This is a genomic window from Salegentibacter salegens (assembly GCF_900142975.1).
GTDB lineage: Bacteria > Bacteroidota > Bacteroidia > Flavobacteriales > Flavobacteriaceae > Salegentibacter > Salegentibacter salegens.
The window spans coordinates 2,556,576-2,573,911 of record NZ_LT670848.1 but is presented as its reverse complement, the minus strand read 5'-3'; the positions used below and the strand labels follow the sequence as shown (position 1 = coordinate 2,573,911).

The following is a 17,336-nucleotide window of genomic DNA, read 5'->3' as shown; positions in this document are numbered from 1 at the left end:
ATTTTCGCACCAAACTTCAGGAATGGCAAAAAGAATACTCATTACCGGTGCTGCCGGCTTTTTAGGCTCTCATTTATGCGATAGGTTTATTAAAGAAGGTTATAAAGTTATTGCGATGGATAACCTTATTACCGGAGATCTAAAGAATATTGAGCATCTTTTTGAACTTGATAATTTTGAGTTTTTTCATCACGATATTACTAAATTTATTCACGTTCCCGGAGAGTTAGATTATATTCTGCATTTCGCTTCTCCTGCCAGTCCCATAGATTATTTAAAGATTCCCATTCAAACCTTAAAAGTTGGTTCGGTGGGGACTTTGCACTGCCTTGGTTTGGCCAAAGAAAAGAACGCCAGGATTTTAATTGCTTCAACTTCAGAGGTCTATGGAGATCCGCAGGTTCATCCGCAAAATGAGGAATATTATGGCAATGTGAATACCATTGGGCCACGGGGAGTTTACGATGAAGCAAAACGATTTCAGGAATCTATAACGATGGCATACCATCGCTTTCACGGTTTGGAAACCAGGATTGCGAGAATTTTTAACACGTATGGCCCCAGAATGCGTTTAAACGATGGTCGCGTAATTCCTGCGTTTATTGGCCAGGCCTTGCGTGGTGAAGATCTTACCATTTTTGGCGATGGTTTACAAACACGCTCATTTTGTTATGTAGACGATCAAATTGAAGGAATTTATCGCTTGTTATTGAGCGATTATTCCGATCCTGTGAATATTGGAAACCCCGATGAAATCACGATTAAAGATTTTGCCGAAGAAATCCTGAAACTTACCGGAACTGATCAAAAAGTGATTTACCAGGAACTCCCCGAAGACGATCCGCTAAAAAGACAACCTGATATTAGTCGCGCGAAAGAGGTATTGGATTGGGAACCTAAAGTTTCCCGTAGCCAGGGAATGAAAATCACTTACGACTATTTTAAAAATTTAAGTCCGGAAGAATTGGAGAAAAGCGAGCATAAAGATTTTTCAAATCATATAAGGCGATAATCAAGTTATGGAGAATCCCCTGGTTTCAGTAATTATGCCCGCTTTCAATGTGGAAAATTTTATTGAAGCTGCGGTGCATTCGGTTATCTCTCAAACTTATTCCAGATGGGAATTGTTTATAATTGACGATGCTTCTACAGATGCTACCCTTTCTAAAGCGGAAGAACTGGCAAAACAAGAGGTGCGAATTAAAATAATTCGAAATAAAAAGAATGCCGGCACGGGAATAAGCAGAAATAAAGGAATTAAAGCGGCTCAGGGCGATTTTATAGCTTTCTTGGATGCAGACGATAAATGGAAACCAAAGAAGCTGGAAATCCAGCTTGAAGTGATGCAGCAGCAAGATGCCACGGTTTGTTTTTCCAGTTATCAACCAATAAATGAAAATGGAAATTCCAGAAACGAAATTATAGAAGCCCTGCCCATTTTAACCTATCAAAAATTGCTTAAATCAAACTACCTTGGCAACCTCACCGGGATTTACAATACTAAAAAATTAGGAAAGATCTACGCTCCCGAAATCAGGAAAAGGCAGGATTGGGCGCTTTGGCTGGAAGCCGTTGAGAAAGGTGGGCCGGCGATTGGTGTTCAAAGATGTTTAGCAAAATATCGAGTTAGAAAAGGTTCAATTTCAGGGAATAAATTTGAAATGCTCAAATATAATTTCAAAGTTTACCACAAAGTTTTGGGTTTTAGTTTACCAAAAAGCTTCGGCTTTATGTTGGTTTTTCTAAAGGAACATTTTTTCGTAAAACCAAAACAAGTAAAACGAATTTAGAATAATTTACGTCATCCTGAGACCCGTGATAAAAAAATTATCTAGCGTAAGAAATTGACGTTCGGCGAGCTTAGCGAGTTTTAAAATCCGTGTGTGAGTGTTGCAAATCAGCAGCGTAAATAATTTTTGAAGCCCTGGAAAAAATTTAGCTGCTGATTTGCGATTTTTTGGCCTTGTTGCCAAAAAAACACCTCCACATAGGACGCCCTTTTTTGTTTCGTTTTAATTGTATCCGACGAACGCAGTGAGAGGAATACACGCAAAAAATGAAAGAACAAACTTGCAAATCAGGCAAGTTTCGATTTAAATTATAGTAGACAATAAGCTTAGATACTAGCATTTTAAAAATACGTCATCCTGAATTTATTTCAGGATCTATGTTTTGGCCAACCACCCCTTTCTTCAGCTTTGCTGAAATCATTCCCTCCTTTAAAAGTAGAGGAGCTTTTTATAAAAATATTCTTGAATTCGTGGCAAAAACTGGGGAGATTTAATCAGGAAATCCTATAAAGTTGAAGTAAATTGCTTCAATTTCCCGCTTTTACTTCGTGCAAGCTTATCTTTTCTTTCAAAAGCAACTTTTAGGTTTTTACCCACGTATGTTTTAATAGACTGTAAGATTTTTTGTTTCTGGGTTTCTGAGAAATCACTTTGACTTACATATTCAATTTTAAAAGAATCCTGCGCATTTTGATTGATTACAAATTCTTTGATGCTTCCCGTGTCTTCAATTATACTTTTAGTTACGTAATAAAAAGTAAGTCCCGGCACCACTTTCCCATCGGGCAGTATAGCAATATCGTTAGTACGCCCTATTAGTTTTTCCAAAATTGGCTTTTTCAACGTGCTTTTTTCTGAAAGTACGCCGGTATCGCCGACGTCATAACGAATTATAGGATGTGCTTTATTATAAAGTGAAGTGATCACAATTCGGCCTTCGCTTCCAGTTGGAACGGGTTTGTTATTTTTATCAAGAATTTCTACAAAAAGATCTTCTGCGTTTACTACCCATTCATTTTCCTTGTTTTCAAAAGCGATAAGTCCCACCTCACTGGCGCCATATTCGTTCACCACGGGAACTCCAAAAACCAGTTCCATTAATTTTTTATCTTCTTTAAATAATCTTTCAGAAGTAACAATACAAAGTTTAAGATGGGGACAGACTTCTTTTAAATTTAAGTTTTTATGATCCAGGAATTTAGCGAAAAGTAAGACTGCACTTGTGTAGCCGTTTATATAGCTGAAATTTGAATTTTTAAAACGCTTCAAAAATTTTTCCATCTTTTGTTCGCTAAGATCAAAAATGGGAAACCTTCTGCGTAAGCTAATTCGGTCTTTAATTCGCTCCTGGATATTTCCGTAGAAATCCAGCGGAATTCCATAAAACCTGGCTTGTAAAGATTTATTGAGGTCAATATCGTGCCATTGGTAGCGATCCTGAAAACCCGCCCAGCTAAGTGCGTGGGCAAATTTATCTTTGGCGAAAATAAAGGGTGTACCGCTGCTACCTGAAGTTTTCCCAATATAAGCGGTAGATTTTGAAAAACCTTTGCTCAGTCGGTTTTCAAGTTTTTGCTGTAAATCGGTTTTAGCCATTACCGGCACTTCGTTCCAATTAGAAAATGAATTTTTTCGGAAAAAATTCTTATAAAACCGATTATTATTTAGGTGAAATTCAACTATTTCCTGGCGTTTTCCAGAGATATAATTGTTATAATCTTCTACCGGGATTTCCTGTATTTCCTGTAGTGTTTTTTGCGCCCGGTTAATGGGAAATTTATTAAGCTGCAACGAAAGTTTAAACCAGTCCAAGGGCGAAAAAGCTTTTTTATAAGAAATAATTGGTGCTTCAATTTACAAACAATTATTTTTGGTGCATAACTAAAATGACTTCAGGATGAAAATTTTAATTCTCGGCGCCGGCGGACGCGAACATACATTTGCTTACAAACTGGCTCAAAGCCCAAAATGTTCTCAACTTTTTGTGGCACCCGGGAACGCGGGCACTGCCGAAATTTCTGAAAATATAGACCTGAAAGTAACCGATTTTAAAGCGATTAAAGATTTTGTGCTGAAAGAGAAAATTGAGATGCTGGTAGTAGGTCCTGAAGATCCTTTGGTAGAAGGCATTACCGATTTCTTTGCTGAAGATGATGCGCTAAACAGCGTAAAAGTTATTGGCCCATCTAAACGAGGGGCGCTTTTAGAAGGAAGTAAAGAGCGTGCAAAAGAGTTTATGGCGATGCATAAGATTCCAACCGCTGCCTACGAGAGTTTTACCGAAAAAAGCCTTGAAGCCGGAAAAGAATTTTTGGAAACTTTAAATCCGCCGTATGTTTTAAAAGCCGATGGACTCGCTGCCGGAAAAGGGGTTTTAATTATTAACGATCTGGAAGAGGCTAAACAGGAGCTTCAAAATATGCTGGCCGAAAAGAAATTTGGCGCCGCCAGCGCCAAAGTGGTAATCGAAGAATTTTTAGACGGAATTGAATTAAGCGTTTTTGTACTTACTGACGGGAAAAATTATAAAATCTTACCAACCGCCAAAGATTACAAACGAATAGGAGAAGGAGACACCGGCCTAAATACCGGCGGAATGGGCGCTATTTCTCCCGTTCCATTTGTGGATGAAGAATTGATGCAAAAAATTGAAGAACGCATCGTAAAACCAACGGTTAATGGTTTGCAGGAAGAAGATATAGACTATAAAGGTTTTGTTTTTATCGGTTTAATTATGGTGAAAAACGATCCTTATGTTATAGAATATAATGTGCGCATGGGCGACCCGGAAACTGAGGTTGTACTTCCCAGAATCAAATCAGATTTAGTAGATATTTTTGTAAAAGTTTCTGAAGAAAAATTAAATGAAGCTTCATTAGAAATAGATGAACGCACTGCCACCACAGTAATGTTGGTCTCTGGTGGTTATCCCGAAGCTTACGAAAAATCTAAAGAAATCACAGGATTTGATAAAGTTGAAGATTCAATAGTTTTCCACGCCGGAACCAAATTTGAAGGCGATAAAGTTGTAACCAGTGGTGGAAGGGTGATTGCGGTGACTTCTTTTGGGAAAGATTACAAAGAAGCACTAAAAAAATCTTACCAAAATGTAGAAAAACTACATTTCGATAAGATGTATTATAGAAAAGATCTTGGTTTTGATTTATCCTAAAAACGAGTGTGCCGTAGGATCGCGATCTTCATCGTTAACTTCGTTGTAGTGCTTAAGTTGCTTCATCCAGTAGGCAAAAGCTGCCAAACCAACTAGGATAAAGATGAAGTTTAAGGCATTTGCTGCCCACCAGGAATCAAGTTCCAGCGATCTTAAAGCATCTAAAGGAACAAATAATATTTCCTCGAATAAATAGGCAATACCTTCAAATATATCTTTTAACATTTTTAATGTATTTTAAGTTCAAATTATTTCAAAGCGATATTAAAATACCTTTGAAGGCGTTCAATAACTAACTTTGTTATATTTAAGATTACAAAAATATAAAAAACCACAATGCTAACAAGCTTTTTTGGCAAATCAAAACCGGTAAACGGGGTTGCGATCACAGTTTTTCTCATCATATTTTTTATTATCGCCAATTTTAGGGAGTGGTTTATAGATTTTAATCTATTGGTTTTTCTAGAAAAACTGGCCGTTTTATTAGCTCTAATAATAAGTGTTTTCACCCTGAATTTCATTGCCAAGAAAAATGAACTTACCCAGCGTAGCGCCTATAAAATTTTATTTTTTGCAATTTTTACAGCTTCATTTTTTGCGCTTTTAAGAAATCATCAGGTAATATTTGCCAATTTATTGGTACTACTGGCTTTTAGAAGAATTATTAGCTTAAAATCTAAAAAAGTAATGCAGAAAAAGGTTTTTGATGCTACTTTTTGGATTTGTATCGCCTCACTTTTTTATTTCTGGTCTATTTTGTTCCTGGTGGTGGTTTATGCCGGAATCTTATATTATCTCCCAAAGCCTAAAAACTGGTTAATTCCGCCTATTGCGGCTTTAGCAGTAGCGATTTTAACGCTTAGTTTTCATATTATCGCATACGACCAATTTTATACGTTTTCGCAATGGTTTGAGTGGAGTAATTTTGATTATTCAAATTATCAAAATCTCGAAATCCTCATTCCCGTAAGTATTATTTTGACTTTAGCACTTTGGACACTTGTGCAGTTTTTTGCGGTGGTAAATAAGGCCAGTGTTTCTATGAAACCTTCCTTAAACCTGGTTTTGTTAAGTTTACTCACGGCTGTTGCGGTTGCTATTTTTGCACCTACCAAAGACGGTAGCGAGCTTATTTTCTTTTTTGTACCGTTAAGTATAATCACTTCAATTTATTTTGATCAAAGAGAGGACAAAGTCTTTCGGGAAGTTTTACTGGTTTTGCTTATCTTAATGCCATTGTGTATTCCTTTTATTTTTTAAATGAATTTACCGGCAATTGAGAACGAACTTAAAAAACGCTGCAAATACGAATATCGCTGGTTTCGTAAGCAAAATAATTCGTGGGACAGGCTTTCTGCCTTCGTTTATTCAACTTCAAGTTGGGATAAATTAAACGAACAAATAGCCTTAATTATCGCTACTGAAAAGTTAGATGAAAAGGAATTTTTTCAATATTGCTGTAACCACTGGTATAACTTCTGGAGTGCGATGGCAGTAGAATATATTTTTGCTGAAATGAAGGGAGTTATTCCAAATAAAAATCCAAGAAACCGGAAAATCGATTTTTGTTTCTTCGGAAATGATTTCGATTTAAAAACAAGTGTTTTCCCCAGAGCTTTTAATCGCACACTAGAATTTGCTAAAAATAATCCTGAAACTTTGATTTCCTGGTTGTATAAAAACCAAAGCAAACAAAGCCGGTTTCATCTTGAAAATCGATTATTCTTAATCGTTTATGCTGAAGATGGGCAGCACTGGAAACTAAAAGCCGAAATTTCTTTTTTGAAGCAGGTGATTGAAAAATATGTTGCTACTTTTGAAAATTCACAACTAAAAGAATTCCAATTTCAGCAAGGAAAAACCACTTTAGCTGATGTGATCTGGGCAGCAAAATGAATTATATAGGTTCTAAACATAAGCTTGGCGATTTTATAAAATCTACGGTAAAAGAAGTGGTTGGCGCAAATCTTTCTCAAATGGTATTTTGCGATCTCTTTGCCGGAACCGGAAGCGTGGGGCGCAATTTTAAAACCTCGGTAAAATCGGTTATCGCTAATGATACTGAGTTTTATAGTTATGTTTTACTGAAAAATTATATCGAAAATCATCAAAAATTAGATACCGAAGATCTTCTTATTAAACTAAATAATCAGGAAGGGAAAGCCGGTTTTATTTTTGAAGAATACAGCGAAAATGGAAAATCCAACCGACTTTATTTTTCTGAAGCAAATGGAAAGAAAATTGACGCGATTAGACAGCAAATAGAAAATTGGAAATTGAATAAAAATATAGGGGAAAACCAGTATTTTTTCCTTTTAGCTTCATTATTAGAAAGTGCCGATAAAGTGGCCAATACCGCTTCAGTCTATGGCGCATTTTTAAAAAAGGTAAAACTTTCGGCACAGAAGGAATTAGTATTAAGACCAGCAAACTTTGATTTTACAGAACATTCCCACCAGGTTTTTCAAAAAGATGCGAATCAATTAATTAAAGAAATTAAAGGCGATATTTTATATTTAGATCCGCCCTACAATGCGCGGCAGTACGGCGCGAACTACCATATTTTAAATACCATCGCAAAATATGATACCTTTGCACCACAAGGTAAAACTGGCTTGCGTGATTATTATCGATCAAATTATTGCAGCCGGGGAAAGGTTGAAAATTCGTTTCGAGAATTGCTTGAAAATGCAAATTTCAAGTATATTTTTTTCAGTTATAATAACGAAGGTTTAATGCCTTCAGCAGAAATAAAAAAAATAATGAGCCGTTTTGGAAATTACGACCTGGTAACCAGAAATTACCAGCGTTTTAAAGCCGATAAAACCGAAAACCGAAACCATACGGCCAATAATACAACAGAATATTTACACATTTTAGAAAAAAGATAGTTTATGTTTTCAGATAAAGCGAATAAGATTTTTCAGGAAGTAATAGCGAAATATCACGAAAAAGATACGGTAGAGCAGCCGTTTTCAAATCCGTACGACAGCGAAAATGAATTGATTGAACATTTGTTATACAGAAAATGCTGGATAGACACGGTGCAGTGGCATTATGAAGATATTATTCGCGATAAGCATATTGATCCTGTAGATGCACTGGCGCTAAAACGCCAAATAGATGCGTCAAATCAAGATCGTACCGACACAGTGGAATATATTGACAGTTATTTTTTAGAAAAATTTAAAGACCTTAAGCCAAAAGATGATGCTACAATAAATTCTGAAAGTCCGGCGTGGGCCATTGACAGACTTTCAATTTTAGCATTGAAAATTTACCATATGCACGAGGAGGCCAACCGGAAAGATGCCTCTCAAGAACACCAAATGAAATGCAAGGCTAAACTTGATGTTTTACTGGAGCAGCGCGTAGACCTTTCTACCGCAATAAACCAGTTGCTGGAAGATATTGCTGCGGGGAAAAAGTATATGAAGGTTTACAGGCAAATGAAGATGTATAATGACGATGAGTTAAATCCTGTTTTAAGAAAAAAATAGCGCTTAAAATTGTTTAAAAATGAAGAAGAAGACCTCTTTTAATAAAAGAAATTCTCCCCTTTCGGGAGAGGTTCCACAGGCAGAGGTGTCTTCTCATATTTTGGTTATTCGCTTATCGGCTATGGGCGATGTGGCGATGACGGTACCGGTTTTACGCGTTTTAACCGCCACTTATCCTCATTTAAAAGTTAGCGTATTAACCCGTGGGTTTTTTAAGCCAATGTTTAAAGACATTCCACGGGTTTCGGTTTATGAAGCCGATGTTAACGGAATTCATAGCGGTGTAATTGGCCTTTGCCGGCTCGCAAAAGATTTAAGAGATATGGGAATTGATAAAGTTGCCGATCTTCATGATGTGCTGCGTAGCAATGTACTGAAATCGGTGTTCTATATGTTTGGGATTCCGGTAAAGCAAATCGATAAAGGCAGAAGCGAAAAGAAAGCGCTCACCCGTGAAAACAATAAAATTTTTAAACAATTAAAACCCACCGTGCAGCGCTATGCCGATGTTTTTGATGCTTTGGGTTACCCTGTAGATCTTAATACTCATCAATTTCCAGAGAAAGAAAAGATTTCAGAAAAAATAAGAATCCTGGTAGGCACCGAGCCTAAAAAATGGCTGGGAATTGCTCCTTTTGCGCAGCATGATTCAAAAGCATATCCGGCAGTTTTAATGGAAGAGGTTTTAGGAAAATTAAACGAAAATCCAAAAATTAAAGTCTTGCTTTTTGGCGGTGGAAATAAAGAAAAACAACAACTGGAAACCTGGGCGGCGAGATTTAAAAATACCCTGAGTATTGCCGGAAAACTTACTTTAGCAGAAGAACTCGCACTTATCTCAAACCTGGATGCCATGCTTTCTATGGACAGTGGGAATGGCCATATGGCAGCGATGTACGGCATCCCGGTGATTAGTATTTGGGGTGTTACACACCCTTATGCCGGTTTTAGACCTTTTAATCAGCCGCAGGAATACAGTTTGCTTCCCGACCTAAATAAATACCCAAAAATACCGACTTCCGTTTACGGTAATAAATTTCCTGAAGCTTATGAAAATGTCATAAGCAGTATTCCCCCTAAAAGTGTTTCAAGAAAGATTGAAGAAGTCCTTTTCTAAAGATCGAGTTTTATATATGGTTAATTTCTTCTTTAGAAAATGATAAAATTAATGATCGAAATATGATTCTTAGTATCTTTCTTTAGATAAGTCTAACATTAGAAAGATGCAGAAGATTGTAGTTTACGACCTTAACCAAACCTTATATAAAAAGTCTTCAAAAGATGAGTTTTTCAAATTCATTTGCTATAAAAAAGGATATAAACTAGTGCATCTGTTTCAAATAGGATGGCTAAAAGCGCTAGGAAAGCTGCGCATAATGAGCAAAACCTATTTTAAAGAAAATTTTTATAATTATTTAAATAGACTTCCACCCGAGAAAGTAGAAAAATATGCCAGGCAATTCTGGAACATTGAATTTCCTGAACATTTAGGGAAGAAATGCTGGCTGATATTCGAGAAAAAGATAAGGCCGGAATAAAGATTTATATAGTTACCGGCGGTTTTGAAGTCTACACGAAATACCTGGAAGAACTTTTACCTTTAAAAGTGATTGGTACTATCACAAAATATGAAAATGAAGATTATAAAATTATAGGTAAAACCTGTAATGATGCCGAAAAAGTAAAACGTCTCAATGCTGAGATTGACGGAGAATACAAACTTCTGGAAGCATATTCAGATGATGATGAGGAAATTCTTTATAAAGCGGAAAAAGGCTATTTGCTTGAGGAAGGAGAATTGAAATTGGTACAAAAACCAGAATAGATACTTCTATATTTTAAAATAAAAGAGGCTTTCTAAAAAGTTTTTAAACACAGTTCATTTTGAATTCATTTCAGAATCTAAAATATTGACAATCAAAACATCTTAGAAGCTGAAACAATCCCGAAGCTCTGGGACAGCTTGAAGAAATTAGGCCTTTTAGATAATCTCAGTATTCTAATAAAAACCTCACAGGTTTCATAAATCTGTGAGGTTTGAACTTAAAAATAAATTATCCTTTTACTTCTTCTTCAGCTTTATTAGGTAAAACATCAAAGCCCATATTGTAAAGGGTAAAGCCAAAAATATCGGCATATTCTTCAATGATCATTTTTGTAGGTTTCCCTGCACCGTGACCGGCTTTGGTTTCAATCCTGATTAAAGCAGGATTATCTCCAGCTTGCTTGTCCTGTAAGTCGGCAGCGAATTTAAAAGAATGTGCAGGTACCACACGATCGTCGTGATCTCCCGTGGTTACCAAAGTAGCGGGATATTCAGTTCCTTCTTCAAGGTTGTGAACCGGTGAATACTCAAGAAGGTATTTAAACATTTCTTCACTATCCTCAGAGGTTCCATAATCATAAGCCCAACCTGCACCGGCGGTGAAAGTATGATAACGTAGCATATCCATTACTCCAACAGCCGGTAAGGCCACTTTCATAAGATCTGGACGTTGCGTCATTGTTGCTCCAACTAAAAGTCCGCCGTTAGAACCACCACGAATGGCCAGGTAATCGCTAGAGGTATAATTCTCTTCAATTAGGTATTCCGCGGCAGCGATAAAATCGTCAAAAACGTTTTGTTTTTTCAGTTTAATACCGGCATCGTGCCATTCTTTACCATATTCACCACCACCTCTAAGGTTTGGCACGGCATAAACTCCGCCCTGTTCCATCCAAATCGCATTTGCAGTGCTAAAAGAAGGCGTTAAACTAATATTGAATCCACCATAGCCATAAAGCATCGTTGGGTTCTTACCGTTAAGCTCAAGGCCTTTTTTGTGGGTGATAATCATAGGAACTTTTGTCCCGTCTTTCGAGGTATAAAAAACCTGCTTGCTTTCGTAATCTTCTGGATTGAATTTTATATTTGGTTTGTTATAAACCTCAGAAGTTCCTTCTTCAATATTGTATTTGTAGATGGTACCTGGAGTCACATAATTTGTAAAGGAATAATACAATTCTTCTTTTTCCTTTTTAGCACCAAATCCGCCTGCAGAACCAATTCCCGGAAGTTCAACTTCACGAACTAACTCTCCTTTATAATCATATTGTTTTACTTCAGAAACCGCGTCTACCATATATTCGGCAAAGAAATAGCCGCCGCCGGTAGAAGGGCTTAATACGTTTTCGGTTTCAGGAATAAAATCTTCCCAGTTTTCAGGAGAAGGATTTGCAGCATCTACAGTTATAACCTTACGATTGGGCGCATCCATATTGGTAACGATAAACAGTTTACTGTCTTCGTTGGTAATTACGTAGCTATCGGTGTCTTCGTGATCTAAAATAGTAACCAGTTCAGGATTTTCTTTAGAAAGATCCATCATAAAAAGTTTTCCTCCGGAAGTGGAATTTCTAGCGGAAATAAATAAAAATCGGTCGTCTTCTGAAACGCCACCGCCTACGTAACGATGTTTTTGTTCTTCAGAATCTCCAAAAATAACTTTGTCTTCGCTTTGTGAAGTTCCCAGTTTATGGTAAAATAACCTATGTTGATCTGTTTTTGCCGAAAGCTCGCTGCCTTCTGGTTTTTCGTAGCTGGAATAATAAAAGCCTTCGTTGCCTTTCCAGGAAATTCCACTGAATTTTACATTTTGAATGGTATCTTCTACACGTTCTTTATTTTCGGCATCTATAATGATTATTTTTCTCCAATCGCTACCTCCTTCAGAAATTGCATAAGCGGCTTTACTGCCATCTTTAGAGAAACTTAATCCGGCAAGGGAAGTAGTCCCATCTTCACTAAATTTATTAGGATCCAGGAAAACTTCTGTTTCACCATCTTCTCCTTTTTTTCTATAAACAACATATTGATTTTGTAAACCATCGTTTTTATAGAAATAGGTGTAATCGCCTTCTTCAAAAGGGGCACTTATTTTTTCATAATTCCATATTTCAGAAAGTCTTTTTTCAAGCTCTTTTTTATACGGAATACTGTTTAGAAAATCAAAAGTCACCTCGTTTTGGGCTTTTACCCAATCTTCGGTTTCTTCGCTACGATCGTCTTCCAACCAGCGGTATGGATCTTTTACTTCGGTTCCAAAATAATCGGTTACCGTATCTACTTTTTTGGTTTCAGGATAATTCAAACTGATTTCTTTTTCTGATTTAGAATCGTTGCAGGATGCCAGGACGGCGAGTGCAAAAATTCCCGGTAATGTTTTTTTCATAAATTATGTTTTGATACAAACAGTTAGTACTAAAAAATGCCTGTAAGTTACAATTTTACAGGCATTAGTTAGATTTTTGTTTGCTACCGCTTACACCAATTTATTTTTAATCAGGTATTCGGCAATTTGTACGGTATTGGTAGCTGCACCTTTTCTAAGATTATCGGCTACCACCCACATATTTAAACTTTTAGGTTGCGAATAGTCCCTGCGGATCCTGCCCACAAATACATCATCTTTTCCTTCAGCATAAATAGGCATCGGGTAAGTGTTGGTATCGGGATTGTCCTGTACGGTTACCCCGGGAAATTGACTTAGAATTTTTCTTACTTCATCTTCATTAAATTCATTTTCAAATTCAATGTTCACTGATTCTGAATGCCCGCCAACCACGGGAATTCTAATCGCGGTAGCACTCACCAATACCGATTCATCTCCAAGGATCTTTTTAGTTTCTTTGGTGAGTTTCATCTCTTCTTTAGTGTACCCGTTATCCTGAAACACATCGCAATGCGGTAATGCATTCTTATGAATAGGATAAGGATAGGCCATTTCTCCTTTTTCACCTTTATATTCATTTTCCAGTTGCTCCACCGCTTTTACGCCGGTACCGGTAATAGACTGGTAAGTGGAAACGATAACCCTTTTAATTTTGAAAGCATCGTGCAGCGGTTTTAAAGCCATTAATAACTGGATGGTAGAACAGTTTGGATTGGCAATAATTTTGTCTTCTTTAGTTAATTCTGAAGCATTAATCTCCGGAATAACCAATTTTTTGGTTTCATCCATTCTCCAGGCCGAAGAATTATCTACTACCGTTGTTCCATTTTCGGCAAATTTTGGAGCCCATTCTAAAGACGTTTCTCCGCCGGCTGAAAATAAAGCAATATCCGGTTTAAGATCTACTGCGGTTTGCAGGCCGATTACTTCATAGTCTTTCCCTTTGAAATTGATCTTTTTCCCAACTGACCTTTCAGAAGCTACCAGGTATAATTCGGTAACCGGAAAATTCCTTTCGGCCAATACTTTCAACATGATTTCGCCTACCATTCCGGTAGCGCCTACAACTGCTATTCTCATAACTTAATTTTTGTCATTCCCTTGAAGACGGGAATCTATTAATTTTTCTTTTGTCTTTTCCGCACTTCCACTACGCTCAGTATAAACTTCGGCAGGAAACTATTATGCTTTTTTCAAACTTTGATTAACAGCTTTTGAAACCTGTTAATTTTATCAGCCGCAAATTTATCACACTGCACTTAACTAACCCATACTCAGCCTTTAAAATTGAAAAGAATTATTGTTTTTAAACTAATTCGTGTTTTTCGTTAAAAAAAGACCCCACAGTTTCCTGTGGGGTTTGATTAAATTACGATTTATTTAAAATGAGCAGTATAGCGGTGCTCGTATCTTTAAAAATTTTAAGTCGTACTGTTCTGTTTTTTTAGCTCATCCCTAATTTGGGTAAGCAAATCTTCCTGGCTTGGTCCTTTTGGCTCCACCAATTTTGGTGCTTCCTTTTCCTTTTTGGTCTTTTCGTAAGCCCGTAATACCAAAAATATAAAAAATGCGACGATTATAAAATGAATAATGGTGTCTATTAAATTTCCGTAGGTAATTACAGCGGCTTCAGCTTCTTTTGCCGCTTCAAGACTTTCATACGGAACTCCGTCTAAAGCAATAAATTTTTGAGTAAAATCTGTGCCCCCGGTTATTAAACCAATAATGGGCATAATAACATCGGCCACTACAGAAGCAATTATTTTATTGAAAGCGGCACCTATCACCACTGCAGTAGCAAGGGCTATAATATCGCCCTTGAGCATAAACTTTTTAAAATCCTGGATAAAACTCATGGTAAATTCTGATTGGATTAGTAACTAGCCAAATTACAATAGTTGGCTGGAAATAATAATTCAATTAATTACTGAATAATCACGCGTTTTACCCTTTGGGAAATACCGGTAATAAGCTCATAAGAAACTGTACCTCCCCTAGCTGAAAGTTCGGGCACATTTTGAGGGCCGCCAAAAATTATTACTTCATCACCTTCCTTACAGTCAATGTGGGTGACGTCTACCATTATAATATCCATACAAACATTACCAACAATTGGAGCGTATTCGTCATTAATAAAAACCCCGGCTTTTCCGTGGCCGTAAATACGTTTTATACCATCGGCATGGCCAACAGGAAGCGTAGCTATTCTTGTAGTTTTTTCGGCTTTAAAAGCCCTGCCATAACCCACCGTATCTCCTTCTTCTAAATTTTGAATTTGAGAAATAACCGATTTGAAAGTACCAACAGGTTTAAGTTTTTTGTTGAGATTATCATCATTGGCGAAGCCATAAAGTCCTAAACCGCTTCTTACCATAGAAAAAGTGGCAGAAGGATAATTAAAAATCGCTGAAGTATTACAAAGATGTAAAAGCGGTTCGTAGCCAATTTTTTCCAAAAGCTTACCCGCCAGATCTTTAAATTTATAAATTTGAGACAGCGTAAATTCCCGCTCTTTCCAATCTTCGCTGGCTGCTAAATGTGAAAAGGCCGAAGCTATTTTTACCGATTTCGTTTTCTTTAATTTCTCCGGAATATTATTATAATTGGCTTCTGTAAACCCAAGACGGTTCATTCCCGTATTAAATTTTAGATGCACCGGATAATCTTTCTGTTTTTGCTTTTCAGCGAGATCTATAAAAAGCTGAAGCGTTCTTGCGCTGTATAAATTAGGTTCCAGGCAATGTTCAATTATTTCAGGATAATTTACGGGCTGTGGGTGCAGAATTAAAATAGGTTTACTAATTCCCGCTTTTCTTAGACGAATTCCTTCTTCGGTATAAGCAACCGCAAAATAATCGGTGCCCAGTTCTTCTAATTTATGAGCCATTGCTACAGAATCATTTCCGTAGGCATAAGCTTTAATAACCGACATAAATTTAACACCCGGTTTTAACTGATATTTTATGGTTTTAAAATTATGAGCTAAGGCGTTAAGGTCTATTTCCAGAACGGTTTCTTCGGCTTTAGGCATTCTTTTTCTTTAGGTTAGGTTGTAATTCTTCGGCATCTTTCACATCTAATTTCTTAACCCTTTCCCTAAGCATGGCTTTGTAATAAGCGCCACGGCTTAAAGGTTCGTATTCTTCGTTTTCACCAAGAAAAACCAGATCGTCATTAATAGCTTTTCTATAGCTAAATTGTGCCAGGTTCCCGGTACGGGTGCAAACTGCGTGTACTTTAGTTACATATTCTGCAGTAGCCATAAGATAGGGCATAGGGCCAAAGGGATTTCCTTTAAAATCCATATCCAATCCGGCCACAATTACCCGAACTCCTCTATTTGCGAGATCGTTGCAAACGGTAACGATTTCATCATCAAAAAACTGGGCTTCGTCTATTCCTACGACATCACAACCATCGGCAAGAATCCTGATATTGGAAGCCGAAGGGACGGGAGTAGACCTGATTTCATTGGAATCATGAGAAACCACCATTTCCTCGTCATAACGCGTGTCAATGGCGGGTTTAAAGATTTCTACGGTTTGTTTGGCGAACTGGGCTCTTTTTAAACGGCGAATTAGTTCTTCGGTCTTACCAGAGAACATACTGCCGCAAATAACTTCTATCCAGCCAAATTGCTCTTCGTGATTTACTGTATTTTCGAGAAACATTTTGTAATTTTCAAATCGAAATGGGAACTTACCCTTTTTGATAAAGGTGGAACAAATTTATTAAAAATACAAGCTATAGCCGATTGCTAACCGCTAAAGTTATTAAAGCAAAGAAAGGCATCTTTTTTGCAGAAGTTAACTGAAAAGAAGATAGGGCTTTTAAAATATAAAGTGGGTTCATAAATATTGCTGAAAAATGAAAAACAGACTTAAAAAAGAGTTAGTAAAACTTGCCGAAGAAATAATTTCTGAAAAAGAAAATTTAGATACCAAAGCGCTTAAATTAAAAGCGGCGACTTTGTATGAACAACTTTCAATATTGAATTTTACCGAACAAAATCTCGAAGCATTTCAAGCTCCGGAAGCCACTCCAACTTCTAAAATTGAGAAAAAAGAACAACAAAAAGTAGCGGTAGAAAAGGAAACTACTCATTATATTCCAGATGGAACTGAATACCGGGAAGATGCCGATGCAATTACCGAACCCAATACCGAAAAAATAAAAGATATTGTAGCGCAAATGCCTGCAGAATCTGAGCGCGTAGATGAGCTTATAGAACAGGCAAATCCTAAACCACAAGCGCCACCTGCACAACAGCAGTCTCTTCAAATGCAGGAAGAACCACCAAAGCCAAAAACCGAAGCGCCTAAAAACGATTTTAGAAATATTGGCGTAGATTATGATAATCTCCCCGATTTTGAACCTTTAAATAACAGGCAAAAAGAGCAGAAACCAAGATCTGTAAACGACAGGTTAAAGAAAGGAATCAATATTGGCCTTAACGAACGACTTTCATTCATAAAAAATCTTTTCGACGGAAATTCTTCAGATTATAACAGGGTACTTTCCCAGTTAAACACTTTTAGTTCTTTAGACGAAGCTCAAAAATTCATCCAGTTGGTGGTGAAGCCAGATTATAATCACTGGCAGGGAAAAGAAGATTACGAAGAGCGATTTATGGCCAAAATAGAGAATAAATTCAGTAATTAAA

At 37.0% G+C, this 17,336-nt stretch carries 18 protein-coding genes; 11 read left to right on the top strand and 7 right to left on the bottom strand.

All coding sequences use genetic code 11. From position 1 onward, the window contains the following. The first annotated feature begins 22 nt into the window (after positions 1 to 22). Together B5488_RS11555 and B5488_RS11550 are read left to right on the top strand one after the other, a co-directional pair. On the top strand, positions 23 to 1,012 hold the full coding sequence (locus tag B5488_RS11555; RefSeq protein ID WP_079735405.1) for a UDP-glucuronic acid decarboxylase family protein: 990 nt from the start codon (positions 23 to 25) through the stop codon (positions 1,010 to 1,012). Positions 1,013 to 1,019: 7 nt separating this feature from the next. Beyond that, on the top strand, positions 1,020 to 1,790 hold the full coding sequence (locus B5488_RS11550) for a glycosyltransferase family 2 protein (protein ID WP_079735404.1): 771 nt from the start codon (positions 1,020 to 1,022) through the stop codon (positions 1,788 to 1,790). A 504-nt stretch (positions 1,791 to 2,294) separates the two neighbouring features. Here B5488_RS11550 and B5488_RS11545 read toward each other — a convergent pair. Next, the gene (locus tag B5488_RS11545) at positions 2,295 to 3,602 is read right to left on the bottom strand and encodes a phenylacetate--CoA ligase family protein (protein ID WP_079735403.1); all 1,308 of its coding nucleotides are present in this window, start codon (positions 3,600 to 3,602) and stop codon (positions 2,295 to 2,297) included. A gap of 85 nt (positions 3,603 to 3,687) precedes the next feature. Between B5488_RS11545 and purD the strand changes: the two genes are divergently transcribed. Continuing rightward, entirely contained in the window at positions 3,688 to 4,962 is a 1,275-nt protein-coding gene (purD, locus tag B5488_RS11540; protein ID WP_079735402.1) for a phosphoribosylamine--glycine ligase, read from the top strand. On the opposite strand, the gene B5488_RS11535 is transcribed toward purD, so the two are convergent. After that, positions 4,954 to 5,187, bottom strand: a complete 234-nt coding sequence (locus B5488_RS11535; RefSeq protein WP_079735401.1) for a DUF6341 family protein — start codon at positions 5,185 to 5,187, stop codon at positions 4,954 to 4,956. The two genes, purD and B5488_RS11535, sit on opposite strands and share 9 nt — an antisense overlap. Before the next feature lie 111 nt (positions 5,188 to 5,298). Here B5488_RS11535 and B5488_RS11530 point away from each other — a divergent pair, with 111 nt between their 5' ends. The 7 genes from B5488_RS11530 (at position 5,299) to B5488_RS11500 (ending at position 10,287) form a co-directional block, all read left to right on the top strand. After that, positions 5,299 to 6,222, top strand: a complete 924-nt coding sequence (locus B5488_RS11530) for a DUF6427 family protein (protein ID WP_079735400.1) — start codon at positions 5,299 to 5,301, stop codon at positions 6,220 to 6,222. Then, on the top strand, positions 6,223 to 6,858 hold the full coding sequence (locus B5488_RS11525) for a hypothetical protein (RefSeq protein WP_079735399.1): 636 nt from the start codon (positions 6,223 to 6,225) through the stop codon (positions 6,856 to 6,858). After that, positions 6,855 to 7,853, top strand: coding sequence for a DNA adenine methylase (locus B5488_RS11520; protein ID WP_079735398.1), 999 nt, complete (start codon positions 6,855 to 6,857; stop codon positions 7,851 to 7,853). Before B5488_RS11525 ends, B5488_RS11520 begins: the two co-directional genes overlap by 4 nt. Before the next feature lie 3 nt (positions 7,854 to 7,856). Further along, a complete protein-coding gene (locus B5488_RS11515; RefSeq protein WP_079735397.1) occupies positions 7,857 to 8,462 on the top strand; it encodes a DUF4254 domain-containing protein in 606 nt (201 codons plus the stop codon). A 19-nt stretch (positions 8,463 to 8,481) separates the two neighbouring features. Then, a complete protein-coding gene (locus tag B5488_RS11510; RefSeq protein ID WP_079735396.1) occupies positions 8,482 to 9,579 on the top strand; it encodes a glycosyltransferase family 9 protein in 1,098 nt (365 codons plus the stop codon). Positions 9,580 to 9,685: 106 nt separating this feature from the next. Then, positions 9,686 to 10,000: a hypothetical protein gene (locus tag B5488_RS17985; protein WP_079735395.1), complete on the top strand. Its 315-nt coding sequence runs from the start codon at positions 9,686 to 9,688 to the stop codon at positions 9,998 to 10,000. After that, entirely contained in the window at positions 9,961 to 10,287 is a 327-nt protein-coding gene (locus B5488_RS11500; RefSeq protein WP_079735394.1) for an HAD family hydrolase, read from the top strand. The genes B5488_RS17985 and B5488_RS11500 overlap by 40 nt, the downstream gene beginning before the upstream one ends. Before the next feature lie 229 nt (positions 10,288 to 10,516). Here B5488_RS11500 and B5488_RS11495 read toward each other — a convergent pair whose 3' ends face one another. The 5 genes from B5488_RS11495 to B5488_RS11475 all read right to left on the bottom strand — a co-directional run bounded on the left by B5488_RS11495 (position 10,517) and on the right by B5488_RS11475 (position 16,344). Beyond that, positions 10,517 to 12,673 carry a prolyl oligopeptidase family serine peptidase gene (locus B5488_RS11495; RefSeq protein WP_079735393.1) on the bottom strand — a complete coding sequence of 719 codons (2,157 nt, stop codon included), beginning with the start codon at positions 12,671 to 12,673 and terminating at the stop codon, positions 10,517 to 10,519. 90 nt (positions 12,674 to 12,763) lie between these two features. After that, positions 12,764 to 13,753, bottom strand: coding sequence for an aspartate-semialdehyde dehydrogenase (locus B5488_RS11490; RefSeq protein WP_079735392.1), 990 nt, complete (start codon positions 13,751 to 13,753; stop codon positions 12,764 to 12,766). 341 nt (positions 13,754 to 14,094) lie between these two features. Then, positions 14,095 to 14,529: a large conductance mechanosensitive channel protein MscL gene (gene mscL / locus B5488_RS11485; RefSeq protein ID WP_079735391.1), complete on the bottom strand. Its 435-nt coding sequence runs from the start codon at positions 14,527 to 14,529 to the stop codon at positions 14,095 to 14,097. Between the two features lie 68 nt (positions 14,530 to 14,597). After that, positions 14,598 to 15,704 carry an alanine racemase gene (gene alr, locus B5488_RS11480; RefSeq protein WP_079735390.1) on the bottom strand — a complete coding sequence of 369 codons (1,107 nt, stop codon included), beginning with the start codon at positions 15,702 to 15,704 and terminating at the stop codon, positions 14,598 to 14,600. Continuing rightward, entirely contained in the window at positions 15,697 to 16,344 is a 648-nt protein-coding gene (locus B5488_RS11475; RefSeq protein WP_079735389.1) for a thymidine kinase, read from the bottom strand. Before B5488_RS11475 ends, alr begins: the two co-directional genes overlap by 8 nt. A 196-nt stretch (positions 16,345 to 16,540) precedes the next feature. On the opposite strand from B5488_RS11475, the gene B5488_RS11470 reads away from it, so the two are divergent. Continuing rightward, a complete protein-coding gene (locus B5488_RS11470; protein ID WP_079735388.1) occupies positions 16,541 to 17,335 on the top strand; it encodes a hypothetical protein in 795 nt (264 codons plus the stop codon). Position 17,336 lies beyond the last annotated feature (1 nt).